General features: G+C 67.9%; 20 protein-coding genes and 1 pseudogene. 10 read left to right on the top strand and 11 right to left on the bottom strand.

What is annotated here, in order from left to right:
- Positions 1–108: 108 nt before the first annotated feature.
- Both OCS65_RS07465 and OCS65_RS07460 read left to right on the top strand, forming a co-directional pair.
- The gene (locus tag OCS65_RS07465) at positions 109–927 is read left to right on the top strand and encodes a hypothetical protein (RefSeq protein ID WP_263509287.1); all 819 of its coding nucleotides are present in this window, start codon (positions 109–111) and stop codon (positions 925–927) included.
- A gap of 43 nt (positions 928–970) precedes the next feature.
- A complete protein-coding gene (locus OCS65_RS07460; RefSeq protein WP_065922181.1) occupies positions 971–1,561 on the top strand; it encodes a GNAT family N-acetyltransferase in 591 nt (196 codons plus the stop codon).
- Positions 1,562–1,669: 108 nt separating this feature from the next.
- Here the strand turns inward: OCS65_RS07460 and OCS65_RS07455 are convergent, their stop codons facing one another.
- From OCS65_RS07455 to OCS65_RS07445, 3 genes are read right to left on the bottom strand one after another with little or no spacing between them, the layout of a single operon-like run.
- Complete coding sequence (locus OCS65_RS07455) at positions 1,670–1,978, bottom strand: hypothetical protein (protein WP_144415045.1); 309 nt, start codon at positions 1,976–1,978, stop codon at positions 1,670–1,672.
- Between the two features lie 43 nt (positions 1,979–2,021).
- On the bottom strand, positions 2,022–2,663 hold the full coding sequence (locus OCS65_RS07450; protein WP_263509284.1) for an RES family NAD+ phosphorylase: 642 nt from the start codon (positions 2,661–2,663) through the stop codon (positions 2,022–2,024).
- The gene (locus tag OCS65_RS07445) at positions 2,660–3,169 is read right to left on the bottom strand and encodes a hypothetical protein (RefSeq protein WP_065922180.1); all 510 of its coding nucleotides are present in this window, start codon (positions 3,167–3,169) and stop codon (positions 2,660–2,662) included. Before OCS65_RS07445 ends, OCS65_RS07450 begins: the two co-directional genes overlap by 4 nt.
- Positions 3,170–3,419: 250 nt before the next feature.
- On the opposite strand from OCS65_RS07445, the gene OCS65_RS07440 reads away from it, so the two are divergent.
- From OCS65_RS07440 to OCS65_RS07430, 3 genes and pseudogenes are all read left to right on the top strand, one after another.
- On the top strand, positions 3,420–3,770 hold the full coding sequence (locus OCS65_RS07440) for a hypothetical protein (RefSeq protein WP_006936658.1): 351 nt from the start codon (positions 3,420–3,422) through the stop codon (positions 3,768–3,770).
- The gene (locus tag OCS65_RS07435) at positions 3,767–3,928 is read left to right on the top strand and encodes a hypothetical protein (protein ID WP_232334161.1); all 162 of its coding nucleotides are present in this window, start codon (positions 3,767–3,769) and stop codon (positions 3,926–3,928) included. Before OCS65_RS07440 ends, OCS65_RS07435 begins: the two co-directional genes overlap by 4 nt.
- A 756-nt stretch (positions 3,929–4,684) precedes the next feature.
- A pseudogene (locus OCS65_RS07430) lies at positions 4,685–5,022 on the top strand (transposase); the annotation flags it as partial.
- Positions 5,023–5,108: 86 nt separating this feature from the next.
- Here the strand turns inward: OCS65_RS07430 and OCS65_RS07425 are convergent.
- Complete coding sequence (locus OCS65_RS07425; protein ID WP_043798401.1) at positions 5,109–6,083, bottom strand: GlxA family transcriptional regulator; 975 nt, start codon at positions 6,081–6,083, stop codon at positions 5,109–5,111.
- Positions 6,084–6,226: 143 nt separating this feature from the next.
- Here OCS65_RS07425 and OCS65_RS07420 point away from each other — a divergent pair, with 143 nt between their 5' ends.
- Entirely contained in the window at positions 6,227–6,865 is a 639-nt protein-coding gene (locus OCS65_RS07420; protein WP_043798402.1) for an isochorismatase family protein, read from the top strand.
- 156 nt (positions 6,866–7,021) lie between these two features.
- On the opposite strand, the gene OCS65_RS07415 is transcribed toward OCS65_RS07420, so the two are convergent.
- Positions 7,022–7,528 (bottom strand): hypothetical protein, encoded by a 507-nt coding sequence (locus tag OCS65_RS07415; protein ID WP_043798404.1) that lies wholly within the window; start codon positions 7,526–7,528, stop codon positions 7,022–7,024.
- 156 nt (positions 7,529–7,684) lie between these two features.
- Between OCS65_RS07415 and OCS65_RS07410 the strand changes: the two genes are divergently transcribed.
- The 3 genes from OCS65_RS07410 to OCS65_RS07400 all read left to right on the top strand — a co-directional run bounded on the left by OCS65_RS07410 (position 7,685) and on the right by OCS65_RS07400 (position 10,795).
- Positions 7,685–9,112 carry a DUF2254 domain-containing protein gene (locus OCS65_RS07410; RefSeq protein WP_263509281.1) on the top strand — a complete coding sequence of 476 codons (1,428 nt, stop codon included), beginning with the start codon at positions 7,685–7,687 and terminating at the stop codon, positions 9,110–9,112.
- Between the two features lie 250 nt (positions 9,113–9,362).
- The gene (locus OCS65_RS07405; RefSeq protein WP_006936671.1) at positions 9,363–10,133 is read left to right on the top strand and encodes an IclR family transcriptional regulator; all 771 of its coding nucleotides are present in this window, start codon (positions 9,363–9,365) and stop codon (positions 10,131–10,133) included.
- Positions 10,134–10,207: 74 nt separating this feature from the next.
- Complete coding sequence (locus OCS65_RS07400; protein ID WP_043798406.1) at positions 10,208–10,795, top strand: TetR/AcrR family transcriptional regulator; 588 nt, start codon at positions 10,208–10,210, stop codon at positions 10,793–10,795.
- A gap of 58 nt (positions 10,796–10,853) precedes the next feature.
- On the opposite strand, the gene OCS65_RS07395 is transcribed toward OCS65_RS07400, so the two are convergent.
- From OCS65_RS07395 to OCS65_RS07380, 4 genes are all read right to left on the bottom strand, one after another.
- Positions 10,854–11,987 (bottom strand): 3-ketosteroid-9-alpha-monooxygenase, oxygenase component, encoded by a 1,134-nt coding sequence (locus OCS65_RS07395; protein WP_029545685.1) that lies wholly within the window; start codon positions 11,985–11,987, stop codon positions 10,854–10,856.
- 51 nt (positions 11,988–12,038) lie between these two features.
- Positions 12,039–12,275, bottom strand: a complete 237-nt coding sequence (locus OCS65_RS07390) for a hypothetical protein (RefSeq protein ID WP_006930830.1) — start codon at positions 12,273–12,275, stop codon at positions 12,039–12,041.
- A 327-nt stretch (positions 12,276–12,602) separates the two neighbouring features.
- Positions 12,603–15,221, bottom strand: a complete 2,619-nt coding sequence (gene rph / locus OCS65_RS07385; RefSeq protein WP_065922178.1) for a rifamycin-inactivating phosphotransferase — start codon at positions 15,219–15,221, stop codon at positions 12,603–12,605.
- A 312-nt stretch (positions 15,222–15,533) separates the two neighbouring features.
- On the bottom strand, positions 15,534–16,289 hold the full coding sequence (locus OCS65_RS07380) for an SDR family NAD(P)-dependent oxidoreductase (protein ID WP_263509278.1): 756 nt from the start codon (positions 16,287–16,289) through the stop codon (positions 15,534–15,536).
- A gap of 168 nt (positions 16,290–16,457) precedes the next feature.
- On the opposite strand from OCS65_RS07380, the gene OCS65_RS07375 reads away from it, so the two are divergent.
- Positions 16,458–17,474, top strand: a complete 1,017-nt coding sequence (locus OCS65_RS07375; protein ID WP_084648593.1) for an ERCC4 domain-containing protein — start codon at positions 16,458–16,460, stop codon at positions 17,472–17,474.
- A 79-nt stretch (positions 17,475–17,553) separates the two neighbouring features.
- Here OCS65_RS07375 and OCS65_RS07370 read toward each other — a convergent pair whose 3' ends face one another.
- Together OCS65_RS07370 and OCS65_RS07365 are read right to left on the bottom strand one after the other, a co-directional pair.
- Complete coding sequence (locus OCS65_RS07370) at positions 17,554–18,156, bottom strand: TetR/AcrR family transcriptional regulator (protein WP_043798410.1); 603 nt, start codon at positions 18,154–18,156, stop codon at positions 17,554–17,556.
- The gene (locus OCS65_RS07365) at positions 18,153–19,283 is read right to left on the bottom strand and encodes a saccharopine dehydrogenase family protein (protein ID WP_232334159.1); all 1,131 of its coding nucleotides are present in this window, start codon (positions 19,281–19,283) and stop codon (positions 18,153–18,155) included. Before OCS65_RS07365 ends, OCS65_RS07370 begins: the two co-directional genes overlap by 4 nt.
- Positions 19,284–19,319 lie beyond the last annotated feature (36 nt).

Here is a 19,319-nt window from a genome sequence, read left to right as displayed (position 1 = left end):
GGCGCGTGCTCAGCCGGCAGGGCGTGTGGTGAGCCGGCAGGGCGTGTGCTCAGCCGGCAGGGCGTGTGGTCAGCGGGCAGGGAGCCGACGTACGGCAACATGTCCGGCATGTGCTCGGATGCCGCGGCGAACCTCCTCGACACCATTCCGGGACGCATGCTCGTCCAGTGGTACCTGCGCGCCTACCGTGACGCGGATCCGCGGCCGTCCGTCGCCGCATTCGTCGACGCCGACACCCTCGAGGACTTCGTCGACGACCTCGTGCTGATCATCGGCGAGTACCTCTACGGCAACGGCGCCAACGACGTCCTGGACATGGCCCTCACCGCACCGGCGACGATCGAGATGGCCGAGGCGATCTGCGCCGCGCTGCGTCACCCGCGCCGGAACACCCTCGACTCCCCGCAGACCCACGAGGGCACGATCACCGAGCTGAGTCTGCCGCGGGTGCGCAACCGCAAGCGACCCGGCGCGCTGCCCGACGGCGCGTTCTGGACCGCGACGCCCCTGCACGACGGGGCGAGCGACACGTGGAGCGCCAGCGGGGAGAACCTGCGCGGCCTGAAGGATCCCGCCCGCTACACCGTGCACTTCGATCCGGACGTCGCGCGGATCGTCCGGATCGACACCGCCGGCGACTGGGCGGCCCTGATCGCCGACCATCCGCTCGAGTACCGCGGGGCGCGCGTCCCGGACTGGCCGTCGATCGCCGAGGAGTGGGACTCCGTGCACCTGTCGGCCCTCGGCCTGCTGTGCGCCCACCCCCGGCTGTCCGAGGTGCCGTACGACCGGTACGAGGCCGGCGGCTACCGGCACAGCCAGTCGGGGCCGTGGCCCGGGGTGGGCGACTGGTCGACGGTGAGCACCGCGTGGCTGCGGATCCCCGAACGGTTCGAGATCCGGCCCACCACCCGGGCCGCGCGGTAAACGGTTCGCGGCCGGACCCGGCGCGGCTCTACGGTGGGTCGCGATGACCGAGATACGTCCCGCCGAGCCCGCCGACGTCGACCGCGCGACCCGCACCCTGGCGCGCGCCTTCGCCGACTACCCGTTCACCCGCCACACCGTCGATGCCCGTGACCACCTGCGTCGCGTCGAGGAGTTGCAGCGGCTGTACCTGACCGAGATCGGCCTGCGCTGTGGGCGGGTGTGGGTGGCCGACGACGCGTCGGCCGTCGCGGTGTGGACCACCCCCGAGTCCACCGGAATCCCAGAGGCTTTCGAACGCATCTCCGGACGCGTCGCCGAGCTGTCCGGTGATCGGGCCGACGCGGCGGCGGCCGCGGAGGAGGCACTGTCGCCACTGCGGCCCGTCGGGCCGGTGTGGTTCCTCGCGACCGTCGCCGTGGATCCGGACCGGCAGGGCTCGGGCCTGGGCGGCGCGGTCCTCGAACCCGGACTCAGGGAAGCCCGCGAAGCGGGGGTGCCCGCGTACCTGGAGACGTCGTCGGAGCGGAACGTCGCGTTCTACCGCAGGCTCGGTTTCGACGTCGTCGGTTCCGTGACCCTGCCCGGCGACGGGCCGCGCACGTGGGCGATGGTCCGCAACCATACGCAGTAGGTGGCGGAGTTTCATCACGACGTCGAGGACCTCGCCGGGTAACGCTAGAACATGATGTGCATCATCTCTCGAGAATGGAAAGCGGCATCAATCCCGAGACGGTTCACCTCAGTTGTCGCGGACCTGCTTCCTCCGAGTTCCGGGCCGGCCACAGTCGGATTGCTCTGAACGGTTGACCAACACGTCGGCGCCCATGAATGCCACAGGCTGATGTTCGCTGTCGAATCCCACACATCCCCAGGAAGCAAGCAGGTATTTGCCGACGAACCGTCCCGAGCCGGCCATCTGCTTGACGAGGGCGCTGACGTCGAACTCGGAGTCCATCCAGCGACCCACACCGGGCGCTGAGTACCACCGCTGCACTTCGTCAATGATCGACTCGGGAACGCAACCAGCTACCGCGAGACGCGATGTCATAGTCATCAACCGTAGGACCCACGTCCGACATTCGCGAGGAGGGTCAGAAGCTCCTGGGGATGTCGAGGACCACGATCCCTGCCTCTTCCTCCAGCGCCTCCCACAGGTCCGGGCGGTCGAGCAGGTTCTCGGTACCGAGCACCGCGAAATCGCTGGGCTCTTCGTCTGTGCCGGTCTGATCGCCGCTGGCCGCGAATACCGCGATGCACGCATCGACGTGCTTGAGATCGTGCCGTGCCAAATACCGAATGTCGTCGAACCCCGCTTCGTGCAACGCCTTTGCCCACTGCTGGGTCAGCGGATCGTCGGTGGTGGTGAACATCTCGGAGGTCAATCCGAACTGGATCGCCCGGTTGGAGGTCGCGTCGGCGAGACGCAGATCCCTACGGACAATCACCGTTGAAATGTCCCGCTTGACGAGTTCCGGACGTGGGATGACGTAGATGCCGCTCCACGCCTCGAGCAAGGTGATGAGCTCGGTTTCCGCGGTGTAGCAGGTTCCCTCGGACCCGGTGAGATCGAAACGGCCGCCCCCATTGCTGCTGAACCACCACGCCCCCAGGCCGGCGGCATGACTGCGGTAGATCGTCGTACGGGCAGCCGGCCCAGTCTCAGGGAACCGTCCCCGGAGTGTGTCCGGGGACGGTGGCGGTTTCAGGTGTTGTTGTGCGCGGGAAACATTCACGAAGCGAGCCGTTCCGACGCCTGGCGGGCGAGCTTCTCGACATCAGCACTGTCACCGTCGAGCAGGGCCTGCCGCGGTGTCCGGCCGTCGAGTTCGGGTTGCGCACTCGACATCCACGACGCAATCGTCCACGGTTCGACGTCGGCATGGGCCCAGGCGCCCAGGACGTTCTTGATCCCCGCGATCGGTCGGTAGCCGGCGGCAGTCTCGGTGAAGCCATCCGACCAGTAGCCGGCAGTGCCCTCCGCGGCGGTCAGGCGCAACACGCGATTGTCCCTGACCCCCTGGCTGAGCGCCTGCTTCGACCAGCCGGTCACTTCGAGGGTCTGCTTGTGGGTCAGGATCGGGCCGATGTGCTTTTCCCACGCTCGGCGCGCTTTGAGGCTCGACAGCATACGTCTCACGCCGTCGGCCACGTACCGCGCGTCGTCGTCGCTGAGCTCTTCCGCGGCCATCCCGCTGGCGTCCAGCTGGTCGTCGACAACCTTCTTCAATGGAGTGCTCATACCTCGATCGTCCTCGGTCAAGTAGGTCAAGTAGGTCAAGTAGGTCAAGTAGGTCAAGTCAAGTAGGTCAAGGGGACGTGGGCTGCACGTTCGGCGAGGCCGCGCCGTGGTCAACCCCTCACCGAGCCCCCGACCTCCGTGTCCACTGGTTCAGGGGAATCTCAGGCAGGCCGCTGCGCCGGCGACGCGCGGCATCGGTCCCCCGCGGTCGCTACCCTGACACCGCACTCGCGACAAGTATGGAGGACCAGTGAGGCGCCTGACCGGTCGGTGGCGGATCGTGGAGATGGACCTGTGGGACCGCGACGCGATCGACCTCGTCGAACCCGGTTTCATCGAGCTCGCCGCCGACGGGACCGGCCAGTTCGGCTTCATCGCCGTCCGCGGCTGGATGGACTGCCGGACCATCGAACGCGACGGCCGCACCGCCGTGGAGTTCAGCTGGGACGGCGACGACGAAGGCGACCAGGTCAGCGGCCGCGGCTGGGCCGCCCTGGCGCAGGACGCCACACTCGAGGGACACCTGTTCATCCATCGGGGAGACGACTCGGGTTTCCGGGCGGAGCCTTACGACCGCGCCGATCGGCGGGAGGGGCGATGAGTGAGTACCAGCACTACGAGTTCCTCACCGTCGACCGGCCGTTGGACGAGCGTCAGCAGGCCGAAGTGCGTTCCCTGTCCACCCGCGCGAGGATCACGGCCACCAGCTTCGTCAACGAGTTCCGCTGGGCAGCTTCCGGGACGATCCGAACCGGATGATGGAGCGCTACTACGCCGCGCACCTGTACCTGGCCAACTGGGGAACACGGCGGATCCTGCTCCGCCTTCCGCGCGGCCTGCTCGACCTCGACGTCGTCGGGGACTATTGCGTCGACGAGCGGGTAACTGCCTGGACCACGAGCGAATTCCTCGTGCTGGACCTGACCAGCGAGGACGAGTCCGGCGACGTCGATCCGGACGCCGGCGCACCGATGTCACCCGTGCCGCCCCGGACTGGCCACCCTCAGCGCGGCGCAGCGCGCCCTGGCCGAACTTCTCCGCCTCGACGACGACCTGCTCGCCATCGCGGCCCGCACGAGCGCACCGTTCGACTCCTGCTGCGGGTCGCCGAAAATCACACGGTGACCGTCCGGATGGAGATGCTTCGTCGATTCCACAACGGAGCACACCACAAACCTGCCCGCCCCACCTCGCCGGACCGTGGCCGATCTTCTCGAGGCCGCGGCGCGTCGCCGAGGCGACCATGAGCGCCGGGCAGCTGCCCGGCGCGCCGGGGAGGAAGCCCGCCGGCACAAGGCCCGTGGTCTCGCATCGACGCGATGATCGCCACCCGAAAGTCCGGCGAGTACGACGCCGCCGCCGCACTGCTCACCGATCTCCGGACGCTCGCCGAACGCGACGCCGACGTGACACCTTCACCCAGCGCATCCTGGCACTACGTCACACGCTTGCGCGCAAACCACGCCTCATCGAACGTCTCAACCGGGCAGGCCTATGACCCGGCACCAATCCGGGAAGTCGGCGAAGGCCGCCGACCACCTCGACGCCGCAGTGTCGGATCTGTTGGGGTTCAAGGTATTTCCCAAACAGATCTGGAAGCAGATCTGGAGCAATCATCCGCAGGGGGCGCCTCAACAAAAGAAGTCCGTAGGAGAACCAATGTGGTCGGGATCTTTCCGGATCGTACCGCGTTGATCCGTCTCGTCGAGGCGGTGCTCGCGGAGCGAGCACGATGAGTGGATCGAAGGGCGCCGCTACCTCGGACTGGATGTGCTCGCCCGCTCCCGTACCAACACGGCCGAAGAACCGTGACTGAACCCGCCGAGGAGGTTGCACCGGCCTTGACTACCTGACCTCCCGCCGAGGAATCACGCGGCGACGTCGTACACCACCTCACGGGACTTGGCCCCTCGCCGGTGACTCGCACCTCGTGTCACTTTCACGTCCTCCTGGGTACCAGCGGTTGCGGCCGGGATGCGAACTGCCGACGATAGGCGGTGGGTGAAGTTGCGAAGGCGGAGGTGAAGTTCTGCCGGAAGGTGGCGCTGCTGCCGAAGCCGCACGCGGACGCGACGGCATCGATGCTCCAATCCGTGGTTTCGAGCAGAGCGCGTGCCTCCTGCAGTCGGCGCGTGAGAATCCAGCGTGCCGGCGTGGTGCCGGTGGCCTGCCGGAAGTGCCTGACAAAGCTGCGCCGGCTCATCCGGGCCCGATCCGCGAGTCGATCGACCGCGAGCGGTTCGTCGAGCCGGGTCAGCGCCCATTCGAGCACCTCGGCGATCGCGGTGTCGGTGGCGGGCCGCGCGAGGGGACGTTCGATGTACTGTGCCTGTCCCCCTTCTCGGTGCGGAGCCACGACCAGGTATCGGGCCACCCGGGTGGCGATCGCCGACCCGAGGTGTTTGCGGACCAGGTGCAGACAGGCATCGATCGCCGAGGCCGTACCTGCGGACGTGAGGACGTCGTCGTGGTCGATATAGAGAACCGAGGAGTCCACCTCGGTGCCGGGGCAGCGTTCGGCGAGCAGCGGCATCGCCTCCCAGTGGGTGACCGCCGCACGACCGTCGAGCAGCCCGGCGTCGGCGACGGCGAACGCCCCCAGACACAACCCGGCGATCACCGCACCCCGCGCATGTGCCTGGCGCAGCTGTCTTTTCAACTCTGCACCGATCGGCCTCGGGGGCATCGGCCACGACGGGACGATGACGATGTCGGCCCAGTCGACCGTCTCGGGTCCGGTCACCTCACCGATCGGGTATCCCTCGGCGGTACAGACCGAGCCGGCCCGGTCCGACCACAGCCGGGTCTGCCAGTCGGGGGCCGGACCGAGACGGCGCACTTCGGCGAACACCAGCAACGGTGCCGCGAGGTGGAACATGGTGATCCCGTCGAAGGCGTAGACAGCGATTCGCATCCTGTTCTCCCGGGTTGGCCCGATCTCATCGAAAGTGTGCATTCGTGCCACTTCCGGCCAGGGTAGACCTGCCGAACAATCGGGCAGTGAGGCGCTCACCCCGTGGGCGCGACACCCCGAATGATTTCCCAGGGAGGAAACCCGTGACCGCACCCCGCCGTGCCCTCGTCGTTGTCGACGTCCAGCAGGAGTACTTCGACGGACCACTCGAGATCCAGTACCCGCCGCGCGAGCAGTCGCTCGCCAACATCGAGGCCGCCCTCGACGCTGCCGCCGCCCACGACGTCCCGGTCGTCGTCGTTCAGCACCGTATGCCCGACGGAGCCCCCGTCTTCGTCGAAGGTTCGCGAGGATGGTCGCTGCACCCGGATCTCGAGCGGCGCATCGACCCGACGTGCAAACGCGTGCACAAGCAGTACGCGAGCGTGTTCGCCGGCACCGACCTGGCCGGCTGGTTGCGCGCCCGCGAGGTGGACACCGTCACGATCGTCGGATACATGACCAACAACTGCGATCTCGCCACCGCCGCGGAGGCCGAGGCGCTCGGATTCGCCACGGAGATCCTCTCCGACGCCACCGGTGCGATCCATCTCGCGAACGCCGCCGGGCAGGTCTCCGCGCAGTCCCTGCACACCACCCTGATGGTGCTGCTGCAGTCCAACTTCGCCGCGGTCACCACGACCACCCAGTGGATCGAGGCCGTGCAGTCCGGCTCGACGCTACCCAAGAGCAACCTGGTCGAATCCGCCCTCGAGGGACGCTCGGCAACCGCTCTCGCCTGACGACCGCCCCGCGTCCCGGGGCAGCCCGGTCGCGGAGGAGACGGCCGGCGCGTCGCGCTGGCAACTCACTGACCGGCTCGGCGGTGCCGGTGTGCTTCACATGCACCGGCACCCCGGGCCTGCTCCACCGACGTCGTCGCGGCGGATCCCGGACGTTCAGCGGTTCTTGCTGTCCTTCTTGGCTTGCCGGCGCGCCCCGGCGGCGATGGTCGACGCCTCGTACTTCTTGCGGCCGGCCGAGTTACGGGTGGCATCGACGCGGGTCTTGCCCTTCGACCGCACCTTGCCCTCGGCACCGACATCCTCGGCGGGCGCGGCGGCATCCGAGCGGGCGCGAGCGAGCCGTTCCTGCTTCAGCTCCTCGGCCGAGCGGCGGGCCACCGCCCCCAGCTGGCGGCTGACCCGGGCCAGCGCATCCTCGAACACCTCCGCCTTGCCGGCGTTCCGCTCGTTCGCCGACTTACCGGCCGCACGAGACTTTTTCGCGCCGACCTTCTCGGCACCCTGCCGCCGGTAGAGCTTGACGTACTTGTTGCGGGATCGGCGGATACGGGTGTGCAGATCGATCAGGCCGTCCTCGTCGAGGTCTGCCATCTCCGTCTTCTTCGTCTGCCGCACCAACACGAATTCGTCCTCGGACAGCGAGTTCACCAGCTTTGTCATGACCGATTCCGTTCGTCGCACCAGTCCTGCACAGGTGTCGGCATCGTATCCACCTCGGCCCGGCCACCGAGGCCGTTCCAACCGATCCGCCGCACTCCGGCAGGCGCAGTGACGGGTGCGCGATTACCCGGCCGCGGGCGGGGGTATGCGCGAGGAATGTGGTTCCGGGCGGTGTCCGTGAAGTTCGAGACCGACGGCGGCCCCGGGGCCCGGAGGCGACGGGGACCGATCTCCTCCGTACTGAAGCGTCGACAGGTGTTCGTCGAAGCGGTGCGCTCCCGGCTGTGGCCCGTCCCGACGGCCGCGGTGCTGCTGGCCGTGCTGGCCGGCATCGGCGTGCCCGAGCTCGACGCCGCCCTCGATGACCGGCTGCCACCGACGGTGGCGGGATATCTGTTCGGGGGCGGTGCCGACGCCGCCCGCGAGGTACTGAGCGCGATCGCCGCCTCGTTGATCACCGTCACGGCGCTGACGTTCTCGCTGACACTGGTGACCCTGCAACTGGCCAGCAGCCAGTACTCCCCGCGTTTACTGCGCACCTTCGCCGCCGACCGTGTCGTCCAACGCACCCTGGCGCTGTTCCTGGCGACGTTCATCTACGCGCTGACCGTGTTGCGCACCGTCCGCAGCGACACCGACGGCACCACGTTCGTCCCGCAGATGGCGGTGACGACGGCATACCTGCTCGCGGTGGCCAGCGTCGTCGCGCTGGTGCTGTTCCTCGGACATCTGGTCCGGCAGATCCGCGTCGAAGCCGTGCTCGAGCACGTGCGGGCCGACACCTGCGCCACCGCCACCCGTCTCCTGCCTCCCGCACGCCGGGACACACCTGCCGTGCCGGTGCCCGTGCCACCGCCGCACCCGCACCTCGTCGAAGCGGCCTCGTCCGGATTCCTCGTCGAGATCGACGAACACGCCCTGCTCACCGCGGCGGAGCGGGCCGAGGCGGTGGTGTGGGTAAACCGCCCGGTGGGCAGCCCGGTCCTGGCGGGCACACCGGTCGCGTTCTCCTGGTCCGTCCGCCCGCAGGAGCCGTTGACCGAGGACGCGGCGCACCGGCTGAGCGAACGGGTACGCGCGGCGCTGCGCACCGGCAGCGAACGCACCGCCGTCCAGGACATCGGCTACGGACTGCGGCAGTTGACCGATGTGGTGGTGCGGGCCCTCTCGCCCGGGATCAACGATCCCACCACCGCCGTGCACGGACTGATCTCGTGCACCGCGGTCCTCACCGACCTTCTCGACCTTCGGCTCGGCCCGCACACCCAGTGCGACGAGCACGATCGGGTACGGGTGGTGCTGGCGCGGCCGACCTTCGCCGAGCTGCTGGATCTGGTGTGCACCCAGCCGCGGCTCTACGGCGCCGACGATCCGATGGTGCTGGACGCGCTGCTGTCGATGCTGCGGGAGCTGGCATGGAAAGCCGCCACCGGCGAGCAGCGCACGGCGATCACCGACCAGCTCGATCGCCTGCGCGAGCATGTCACCGACCACGACACCGTGACCCGCCGGCACCTCGACCACCTCGCCCGGCAGGTGGGCGAGGCCCTCGAAGGGCGTTGGGCAGGGCGCCGTCCTACCTGACGTGTGCCGTCGCTTCCGCGGCGTCGCTGGCGGTCGCCGCGGGGCCGGCTCGTCGGTGTCACCGTGGCGCTGCGAAGCCGCCGGCCACCTCGCAGGAGGCCGCCGCCCTCGGGTGATCCGCCCCCATCGACCGCGTTTCGGTCTTCGATTCCACTTCCCGCCCCTCGGGCGAACTGTTACAGTCACCACAGTCATTGATTGATCGCTTGATCAGTAGAGGTAACCGCACTTCGGCGGTGGGAGGCAGAGCATGACGCACAGCGATGTGCCGGTGGCGGTGATCGATCGCGCCGCCCGGCTGCTGGAGGCATTCCGCGACAGCGAGCGGCTCACGTTGGCCGAGCTCACCCGCCTGACGGGCATGCCCCGCTCGTCCACGCATCGCCTGCTGACCCAGCTCGTCGAGATCGGCTGGGTGCGACGGGACGCTCCCGCGTATGCGCTGGGCACGAAGATGCTCGAGCTCGGGTCCCTCGTCCAGCACAACGACACCCTGCACCGGGCCGCCCTGCCCGTCATGCACGAACTGCACGGCCACACCGGTCTCGTCGTCCACCTGGCGGTCCTCACCGGCGCCGAGGTGCTGTATCTGGAGAAGGTGGGCGGCCCCTATTCGATGCGCATCCCGTCACGCGTGGGCGGACGCCAGCCGGCACACTGCACCGCGTTGGGCAAGGCGCTTCTGGCACAAGGAAGAACCGACCTCGACGCGCTGTTCGCCGAGCGCCCGCCGACGGCCCGGACCCGCCACAGCGTCACCGACCCGAACCGGCTGCGCAGCGAGCTCGCCCGGACCCGGGAACAGCACGTGGCGCACGACCGCGACGAGGCTGCCCCGGGCGTCTCCTGTGTCGCGGCGCCGATCGGTCACGCCGGCAAGTGTGTCGGCGCGATCTCCGTCAGCGGCCCCACCTCGTCGATCCGCCCCGCCGCCCTGGCGGGCCCCGTGCGCATGGCCGCCCTCACGACGTGGCGTCGCCTCACCCGACTCCGGTCGGCGGACTCACAGCACGCCGTCTGAGGCTCCACTGATCGTTTGATCAATGGATGTGCCACAATGAACCGGCCGTCGACGACCGAGCCCCGAGGAGTGCCATGGATCCGCACGAGCGCCGCCGCCAGATCCTCGACAGATCCGCACAACTGTTCGCCACCAAGGGAATCGCGGCAACCACCATCCGGGAGATCGCCGACGAGGTCGGGGTCTACTCCGGGGCGCTCTACCACTACTTTCCGTCCAAGGAAGCGATCGTCACCGAACTGATCCGCGAATACATCGAGGACCTGTCCGCCCGGTGCCGCGAGATCACGTCCCGAACCCTGCCGCCGGTCGAGCGGATCGAAGCGCTCGTCCTGCTCGCCCTGACCACCTCGGAGAACTACCGGGGCGCCACGACGATCTGGCAGCGCGAGGGCGAGTACATGCGGGACCGCCTCGTCGAGGCGGACCTGGCCGAGATTGCCGACGAGGTGGAGAAGGCGTGGCGGGAGGCCATCACCGAGGGTGTCGCCGGGGGAATCTTCCGGGACGACATCGATCCGGAGGTGTTCTACCAGCTGATCCGCGATGCCGTCTGGCAGGCACCGCGCTGGCACCGACCGAGCGCGCAGCGCTCCAATGCCGACCTCGCGCGCGACATCACCCGGATCTTCGTCGACGGCTTCCGGCCGCGCACCGGCTGACGACCGCCGCCGGCCCGCGCCGAGACGGTACGGCTCGGCGCGGGCCGGCGCTCGCGGGTCAGCCGCGCAGTGCCATGGTCTCGTCCACTTCCCTCTGCCAGTTCTCCAGTGCCCGACTGGTATCCACCTCGAATTCGAAGCGCTGCACCATCTCCGGAGTGACGTCCTCGACGTCGACGAAGAACTGGCTGTACCAGCGACGCAACTGGTAGACCGGGCCGTCCTCCTCGGTCAACAGCGGGTTCTCGATCCGGGTCTTGTGCTTCCAGATCTCGACGTCCTGCTTGAACTGCGTCTCCACACCCTCGGTGAACATCGTCGCCATCGCCGCGGCTTCCTCGTCCCCGACCCCGTCCACCTTCTTGACGATGGTCCCGAACTGCAGCACGAACGAGTCCTGCGTGACCGGGTAGTGGCAGTTGACGAGCTTGGTCTCGACCGTCACGTCTCCAGCGACCGTGTAGACGGTGTCGAGCATGAAGGACGGTCCGTAGTACATCGCGTCCGAGATCGTCTGCGAATCCGGCAGATCCAGCTGCACACCCGTCTTGATGTCGTCACGGCCGGTCGAACGCATGTGCTGTGCGGCGATGTGACCCTCGAAGACGTTCTTGAAGTACTGCGGCATCTGGAAGTGCACGTAGAAGAAGTGTGCCATGTCGACGACGTTGTCGACGATCTCCCGGCAGTTCGATCCCGTCACGTGGAAGGTGTTCCACGTCCACTCGCTCCAGGTGTCGGTCCCGTAGTCCGGGATCCCGGGGATGGTCACGTCCGCCGGCGGCGGGTTGCCCTGCGGGTCGTTCCACACGAAGAGCAAGCCGTTGCGTTCCATGTTGATCCAGGACTTCGTCCTGGCGATCTTCGGGGTGCGGCGGGCGTACGGCACCTCCGCGCACCGGCCGTCGCCGCCCCATCGCCAGTCGTGGAACGGGCACGCGATCGTGTCGCCCTTGATCTCGCCCCGGGCCAGATTGCCGCCCATGTGCCGGCAGAAGGCGTCGAGGACGTGCAGGGCGCCCTTCGAATCCTCGAAGACCACCAGGTCGGTCCCGAATACCTTGATCTGATGCGGCTTTCCGTCGTGGAACGTCTTCGCCAGTCCGAGGCAGTGCCAGCCGCGGGCGTACCGCGTCGGGTTGCTGCCCGTCTCGATGCTCCGAACCTCGATGGTCTCGGGTTCAACAGTCATGAAGTCCTCCAGGTGATGTGCTTCCGGGTGCGGCGACAGACGCCGGACCGACTACGGTTCGACCCGCTGCGAGGGCACGAGCCGGCCGTCACGCACGGCTCGATCGACCGACTCGTGCAGCGCTCCGCAGCGGGGCAGGTAGGTCGTGGTCTCCCCCGGACGGGCCGCCGCGGCGAACTCGCGGCAGGTGTCGCGGGCCGGCCCTGTCCACTGAATGCTCGTGTGCACGGGGCTGTACTTCGCCACGAACACGGTGTTGCCACACGCATGACAGTCGAGCGACTGCATCGATCACTTCCTTCCTCGGGTACCTCGAGCGTAGGAATTTCCCCGCGCTGTGGCTGCGGGGTGTCAGCTCAACGGGACACCTTTTCCGAGGCGGGATTCGGGACCGGGGTCAGGACGCATCGCGTGCCGGTGTGCGTGCCGGCCGGGTCGGTGACTCCGCCGAGCAGAACGAGCGGGGCGCGCACCACCGCTCACCGGTCGGCGATTTCGCGAAGGTGATGCCCCAACCGGTCACGCTCGGCGTCCGACTGTTCGGCAAGCTCGCACCGAAGGTCTACCCGTATCGGGACCTGCATCTCCTGGAACAGGCTCCGCAGTTCCTGCCCCTCAGACGTCCCGCTGGGGCAGGATCTCGACGTACCCGTCGGTTCCGTTCACGCGGATCTGTTGCCCGTCGCGAATCAACCGGGTGGCACCCTCCACACCCACGACGGCCGGCAATCCGTACTCCCGCGCGATCACCGCCCCATGGGTCATCAGTCCGCCCACCTCCGTCACCAGGCCTTTGATCGCGACGAACACGGTAGTCCAGCTCGGATCGGTGTAGGCGGTGACCAGGATGTCGCCCGCCTCGAGATCGGCCTGCGCCATATCCGACACGACACGGGCTCGCCCCTCGATACTCCCGGCGGACACCGGCGTACCGGCCAGCGCTCCAGGCGGGACGCCTTCGCGCCGATACCTTCCGGCGACGACCTCGCCGTCCGATGTGAACACCCAGGGCGGCGTGAGCGCCTGGTACGAGCGGAATGCGGCCTTTCTCTCACGGATGAGCTGGTCACACGATCGGTGCGTGAGCACGACCTCGCGCAGCTCGTCGAACCTCAAGTAGAAGATGTCTTCCTTGCGGCGAAGCACACGCGCCTGCACGAGCCGCTCGGCCTCGCCCAACAAGGCTTGCTTGTATACAAAGTAGCGGCTGACCATGCCGTATTTCGGATACTCCCGATACCCGGAGAAGGCGCGGACACGGTCGATCATCCGCTTGGCCTCACAGGCTTTTCGCTCTCCGTCCGGCAAGGCGCGCAGACGCTCCAGCAACTGGTGTTCCTTCTTGCGAGCCTCTCGCCGCCCGTGCTCGAAGCGTCGCTTTCCAGCGCCCGGCCCGAAGTTTCTGATGTTGCTCATGAGCATCGGCACCAAGGTGGTGGGGCGTTCGCTCCAGCGCGGTCTCGTGATGTCGATCTCGCCGACGCAGCGCATGCCGTGCTTGTCGAGGTAGGCCTCGATCGCCGCGCGCGCCTGCGGGCCGCCGGCGCGTTTCGCCAGCTCGTCCAGGAAGCTCCCCTCCTCGAAGCCCGCGTCCTCGACGTGCTGCAGAAAGGCCACCACGTCCGGGTGCGGCCGGATCGCGTCGGCCACGCCCACGAGCGCCAGGCCCATCTCCGACGTGACGTTGCGCGGGACCGATTGCGTGAGCGTGTCGGCTGCGTTCTTCTCGCCCAGCCAGGCCTGAAGCCGATCGTTGAGCCACCAGGCTGCTTCCATCGCCGCCGTGATCACCTGGTGGCTCCGCGGGTCGAACAGGATCCGCCTCAGCTCCTTGAGGTCGGCCGAGATGAAGTCGAGCAGCGCCGCTCCGCACTTGGCCCGGATCTCGCGCTTCAACATCGCGACAGAGGCCTGGCTCTGCGCCATCAACTCGGCGACGATGCCTTCGTCGGCCTCGATCAGGGCAGGTGCATCGCCGGCCGGTACACCGCCGGCCCCGTCGTCCGGACACCACCTGATGAAGTCGACGCGTTCGACGATGGTCGCCAACGCATCCCCGAGAAGCGGATCGGACTTGCCGAGAGCGTCCAGCAGTCCCGTTCTCTTCACCGGCGAAGCCAGAGCCTGGGTGACATCGACGAACAGCCGACCTCCCGCCTCCCTCGTGGGTGCCGGACTCGTCAGTTGCCACAGGGAGATCCCCAGGGGCTTCATCGGGTCGGTCATCATCTGCTGATGGCCGACAGAGACGTACACACGGTTCTCCCCGTCGTCGACCACGGGGGCCGGGAACAGCGTGGTGATCGGGCGACTTTGCACGATTCGGAAACCGTCGTCGACCAGGCACCATTCGATGTCCTGAGGACTGCCGAAGTGCGCTTCGATTCTTCTGCCCAGCCGCTCGAGTTGCACAACTTGCTCATCTGTCAGCACCGATCGGTTCTGCTGCTCCTGCTCGATTCCCTGCATGTGCGTGCCACCGGCTGGCGCTGCTTGGACGGCGCGTTGTTTGGTGGCGACGGTCCTGTCCGTGACTTTGCCGTCACGCACCTTGTAGACGTCCGGGTTCACCAAGCCGGAAACGAGGGACTCGCCGAGTCCGAAGCCTGCCTCCACCGACGCGACCTTCCGATTGGAGGTGATGGGATCAGCCGTGACCAGAATCCCGGCCGCCCACGGGAACACCATCCGCTGGACAACCACCGCCATGTGAACCTTCCGCTGGTCGAAACCGTTGCGCAGACGGTAGGTGACGGCTCGCTCGGTGAACAACGAAGCCCAGCACCGGCTCACGTGCCGGAGAATCGCCGCTGGGCCCGAGACGTTCAGGTACGTGTCCTGCTGACCGGCGAAGGATGCGGTCGGCAGATCCTCGGTCGTCGCGCTGGATCGGACCGCATATGCGGCTTGTTCACCGAGCCGGGCGAGAGAGCGGACGATCTCCGACACCACATCGTCAGGGATGACGCACTCTTCGACCGCACGGCGGATCTGCGCACTGAGCACGCGGATCGAATCCCGATCCGCCGCCTCGAGACGCGACAATCGATCGAGCCGATCGTCGAGGGACGGCACTTCTGCCACGACCCGCCGGAAGGCGTCAGTCGTCACGCAGAACCCCGCCGGCACACGTATGCCTTCGATTCGCGACAGCTCTCCGAGGTTCGCGCCCTTGCCGCCGGCGACCGCAACCTGCGTCCGATCGATCTCCCGGAAGTCCAGTACATATCCCATTCCCCTGCCCCTCACCTGTAGGTTCCGGCGTTCCGCAGGCGATTATCGGCCACAATTCCGGGCCTCATGAGAGCCTCGAATCGTGTATAACGTAGAAGGGGGGCAGGGACAGCACACCGTCGTGGCGGACCGATATGCCCCGGCATGGTTGATCAGGGCGGAACATCCCTTCGGCCTTCTCCTCCTTGATGATTCGATTGCACATGGCCACGGGACCGAGCCGGGCCGGACCGGGCCGGTGCGAGCACATCGGGCATCTGGACGTTTCTCTCTTCCGCGACAAGGTACGAGTAGCGATGTCCGTCGCACGTCTCAGCGCATCAGCGCTTGACCGCCGTCGACGGGGAGCGAGTGACCGGTGATGTACCGTGCCGCCGGACTGCACAGGAAGACCACCGCCGGACCGATGTCGGTTTCGGGGTCGCCCAGCCGCCCGAGCGGCACGGTGTCGAGATACGCCCGCGCTTCGTCCGGACTCTCCTGCGCCCACATCTCGAGGGCGGATGAATTGGCCAACGGGAGAATCGCATTGACTCGAATCCCGTCGGCGGCCCACTCACACGCCGCCGTGCGGGTGAGGACGCGGATCGCCTCCTTGGCGGCCGCGTAGCCACCGTATCCGGACGGGTCCCAGCGCACCCCCGCCGCGGACCCGAGATTGACGATCGAGCCGCCGCCCTTCAGATGCGGGTGACACGCCCTCATCAGCCGCAGTGTCGCGGTCGGCCCGGAATCCATCCCCCGCTGATAGACCTGTTCGTCGAGGTCGAGCAATCGCCCGTGGACCGTCGACTGGGCGTTGTTCACCAGGATCGACAGGCCGCCGAATCGCGCGATCACCCGCTCCACCAGGAGATCGATCCCGGCCGCATCGGTGACATCGCACACGAAGGCGGCAGCGCGGCCGCCGCGCTCCTCGATCTCCGCCGCCACCTTCTCGATCTTGTCGGCCGTCCTCCCCACCACGGCCACCCGGGCTCCGGACGCAGCCAACGCCAGGGCGATGCCGCGTCCCACTCCCTGACCCGCTCCCGTCACCAGCGCCGTCTCACCGTTCACAGAGTTCACGTCCGTCTTCCTTGCTCGGGACCGCACACCGCTGCGCGCGCTCATTGAGTAATCGATCAATCAATTACGATCGATGATGCCGGTTGCGACCGGACCCCGGTAGGTGTACCGGCGGGTAACTTCTGGCACCCGCGGACGTCCTTGCGTTGCGATGAGACCCTGACAGCTGTGGAAATGGTGATCGCGGTGAATCCGGAGCCGGCGTCCAAGCTGGGCTACCTGCTGCGGGTACCCCTCGACGGCGGGCTGGTGTTTCGCACCTCGGGAACCTGGCCGCGCACGAAGGCGCTGTACTGCCATCCGGTGCCGATCGACGAATGGCCCGACGACCCCGAGGTGGTCGAGCGGGTGGCCGTGCGGTCGTGTGCGCGGCGCGGCGCGGCAATCGATCTGGTACTCGATCGGGGCCGGGAGAACCGATCGCAGATCGTGTACACCACCGCGCGCGGGCGCGACGTGGTGTTCTGGCAGTCCCCGCGGACCCGCAAACAGGCCCGGCCGAACGTGCGCACACCCACCGCCCGGGCCGCCGGCATCGCCGAGCTGCCCATCGTCGTCGACTCGCACGAGCGTTACGCCTACCGGTTCGCCGACCAGCAGGTCGGTCTCACCAGGCGCGCACTGCCGTGCGGGGACTACGGGGTCTTCGTCGAGGACCGCCTCGTGGCCTCGGTCGAACGCAAGTCGGTGCCGGACCTGGTCTCGAGCCTGACGAACGGCACGCTGCGCTACGCGCTGGCCGAACTGGCGGCCCTACCGCGGGCCGCGATCGTGGTCGAGGACCGGTACTCGGCGATCTTCGCGCTCGAGCGGGTGCGGCCGGCGACCGTCGCCGACGGCTTGGCCGAGTTGCAGGTGCGCTGGCCGAACGTGCCGATCGTGTTCTGCGACAACCGCGCCCTGGCGGAGCAGTGGACCTACCGCTATCTGGCGGCGGCCTACGTCTGGGCCGAGGCAGAGAACACGGCGATCGCCCGCATTGCGGCACCGCGCCCGGTCGACGCGCCCGCTGCCGAATCCGGGAACATCGCCGAATCCGCGAGCGGCGCCGGGGAGGGGGCACCGCCGGCGCCGTCCACCGCCGAGGTTCGGGCCTGGGCACGTGCCCAAGGCCTCCCGGTGCCGGATCGGGGCCGGCTCCGTCCCGACATCTGGCAGGCGTGGAGCTCGGCTCACCCCGAATAGCGACCCCGCCCCGCGCCGGACCGCATCGACGACGCCGGCACCGGGGCGGGCGGTCACAGCCGGCGCCTGCCCGGACGGCTCAGGACCCATGTACCAATCCGACTGCGGCCCGGATAATCTCGCTCCTCGCTTCCGCCGAACGACCGACGCCGACCGTCGAGTGGACAATGGCCGCACCTTCCACCAGGCTGACCACGGTCGCCGCGACCGCGAAGCTCCGCGACCGGTCGAGATCGGGGCGAACGCAGGCCACGAGGTCGGCCACGTGACCGACGTATCCGGTGTAGAAGTCGCGGACGACCGCGGCCGTGCTCTCGTCGCTCATGGCAATGGCCCAGACCTCCACGAACAACCGCACGCACGACGGATCGTCCTGCTCTGCGAGCAGGATCTCGAACAGACTCGTCGTTTCCGACCTGGTCAGGGCCGGCTGCTCACCCCGTTCCTCGACCGGCCCCAGTGCGGACGACAGCCGCTCGAGCGAACGCTGCAGCGCCCGCTCGAGCACAGCCCGGATCAGATCGGCGCGAGTCGGAAAATAGTGCTGGAGGTGCCCGATACGCACGCCCGCCGCAGCGGCAAAGTCACGCAGAGACGCATCGGCGTTGCCGCGGGTCGTGAGTACCCGTTCGGCGGCATCGAGCAGTTCGGCCTGCCGTTGGCCGCCCTTCGTCGAGATCATTCCCGCAATACTTCCACTCCGTGCTCGGGTAGCGATCGCAGGATCGAGGCCGGATCCGGATGCAGCTCGGGGTAGGTGACACCGGGCTCCGACCCCGTCGGATCGAGCACTCTTCGCAAACCGAGGAAGCCGCCGAGCGCAGTCAAGTGAGCTTGGCCTCGCGGATCGACGACCGTTGCCGATGTCCTTCCGCCCTCGCCGTCGACGTCGACCCGGATCTCGGCGTTCCCTCCCTCGCCGGGCGAGTACAACAACGACCGGCGTACGGATGTCCACCGGTCCCCCTTGCCCCACCTGAACAACCCGACCTTCTTCGCTGCGAGCAACGCCGTGGTGGCCGCGCCCGAGCTGAAGCCGATGCGTGTGGACACGGTGCCGACATCGAGGGTGATCGGCAGCGTCAGCTGTTCGGGGGTGTCGATTCGGACCACCTTGGTGCGCGACCCGGCGATATTCACGATCCGCGGATCTGTCAACGGCGCCACCGTCACCGGTAGTCCGCCCCGACGAACCTCGTAGTCGTATCCGAGCCGATCCATGAAGTCGACCGAATCGATGCCGGCCATGTCGTTCATGTCCCAGCGAACTGCGATATCGACCGAGGTGGCACCTCCGCCGCGCTCGGATATCAGGGCAGCGGCTACCACACTCGTGATTCCGCCCATCCACGCCGACGAGAAGAGCACCGGCGCACGTGGCCTCATCACGGCTGCCGCGGCGACGGCGCGGGTCATGCGGCTGGTCCATCGCGTGATGTCGACGTACGGAACGCCCCCGCCGACCGCAGCCGTCAAGACCCGGTCGATCGGATCGTTGACCGTTCCGATCACCGCTCGGACCGCCGCCCGAAATGGCGCCGGATCCGTTAGATCCCAGCGCCGCACCGTAGCCCCGTGCTTGTCGGCGAGCGCCGCGCCCTTCTCGGGATTGCGCCCGGTCAGCAGCAACGGCCAGTGCGGAGCGGCGAGTTCGGTCAGTGCGGAACCCACGGTTCCGTATCCACCGACGATCAGGACCGGACCTTCGTGGTCTCGTGTGAGCGTGTCAGCCATGGCCAAAATATAGGTCATTTGACCTATATTGTTCACTGTGCCGGCCCTCACACCCCGGCAACTCGGGATGGCCACAGCGTGCGCGCACCTCCCGCCGAGTCGATATCCGCG

Origin of the sequence: Rhodococcus aetherivorans (genome assembly GCF_025722975.1) — a bacterium.
GTDB lineage: Bacteria > Actinomycetota > Actinomycetes > Mycobacteriales > Mycobacteriaceae > Rhodococcus > Rhodococcus aetherivorans.
This window is presented reverse-complemented; position numbering and strand designations above follow the sequence as displayed.

Bases quoted from the DNA above. Each gene is read 5' to 3' on its own strand.
- rph (WP_065922178.1), bottom strand. From the start codon at position 15,221: ATGGGATATGTACTGGACTTCCGGGAGATCGATCGGACGCAGGTTGCG.
- OCS65_RS07435 (WP_232334161.1), top strand. From the start codon at position 3,767: ATGAGTGAGTACCAGCACTACGAGTTCCTCACCGTCGACCGGCCGTTG.
- OCS65_RS07460 (WP_065922181.1), top strand. From the start codon at position 971: ATGACCGAGATACGTCCCGCCGAGCCCGCCGACGTCGACCGCGCGACC.
- OCS65_RS07390 (WP_006930830.1), bottom strand. From the start codon at position 12,275: ATGCAGTCGCTCGACTGTCATGCGTGTGGCAACACCGTGTTCGTGGCG.
- OCS65_RS07425 (WP_043798401.1), bottom strand. From the start codon at position 6,083: ATGCGAATCGCTGTCTACGCCTTCGACGGGATCACCATGTTCCACCTC.
- OCS65_RS07370 (WP_043798410.1), bottom strand. From the start codon at position 18,156: ATGATCTCGACGAAGGGCGGCCAACGGCAGGCCGAACTGCTCGATGCC.
- OCS65_RS07395 (WP_029545685.1), bottom strand. From the start codon at position 11,987: ATGACTGTTGAACCCGAGACCATCGAGGTTCGGAGCATCGAGACGGGC.
- OCS65_RS07455 (WP_144415045.1), bottom strand. From the start codon at position 1,978: ATGACATCGCGTCTCGCGGTAGCTGGTTGCGTTCCCGAGTCGATCATT.
- OCS65_RS07415 (WP_043798404.1), bottom strand. From the start codon at position 7,528: ATGACAAAGCTGGTGAACTCGCTGTCCGAGGACGAATTCGTGTTGGTG.
- OCS65_RS07400 (WP_043798406.1), top strand. From the start codon at position 10,208: ATGGATCCGCACGAGCGCCGCCGCCAGATCCTCGACAGATCCGCACAA.
- OCS65_RS07465 (WP_263509287.1), top strand. From the start codon at position 109: ATGTGCTCGGATGCCGCGGCGAACCTCCTCGACACCATTCCGGGACGC.
- OCS65_RS07410 (WP_263509281.1), top strand. From the start codon at position 7,685: ATGTGGTTCCGGGCGGTGTCCGTGAAGTTCGAGACCGACGGCGGCCCC.
- OCS65_RS07445 (WP_065922180.1), bottom strand. From the start codon at position 3,169: ATGAGCACTCCATTGAAGAAGGTTGTCGACGACCAGCTGGACGCCAGC.
- OCS65_RS07405 (WP_006936671.1), top strand. From the start codon at position 9,363: ATGACGCACAGCGATGTGCCGGTGGCGGTGATCGATCGCGCCGCCCGG.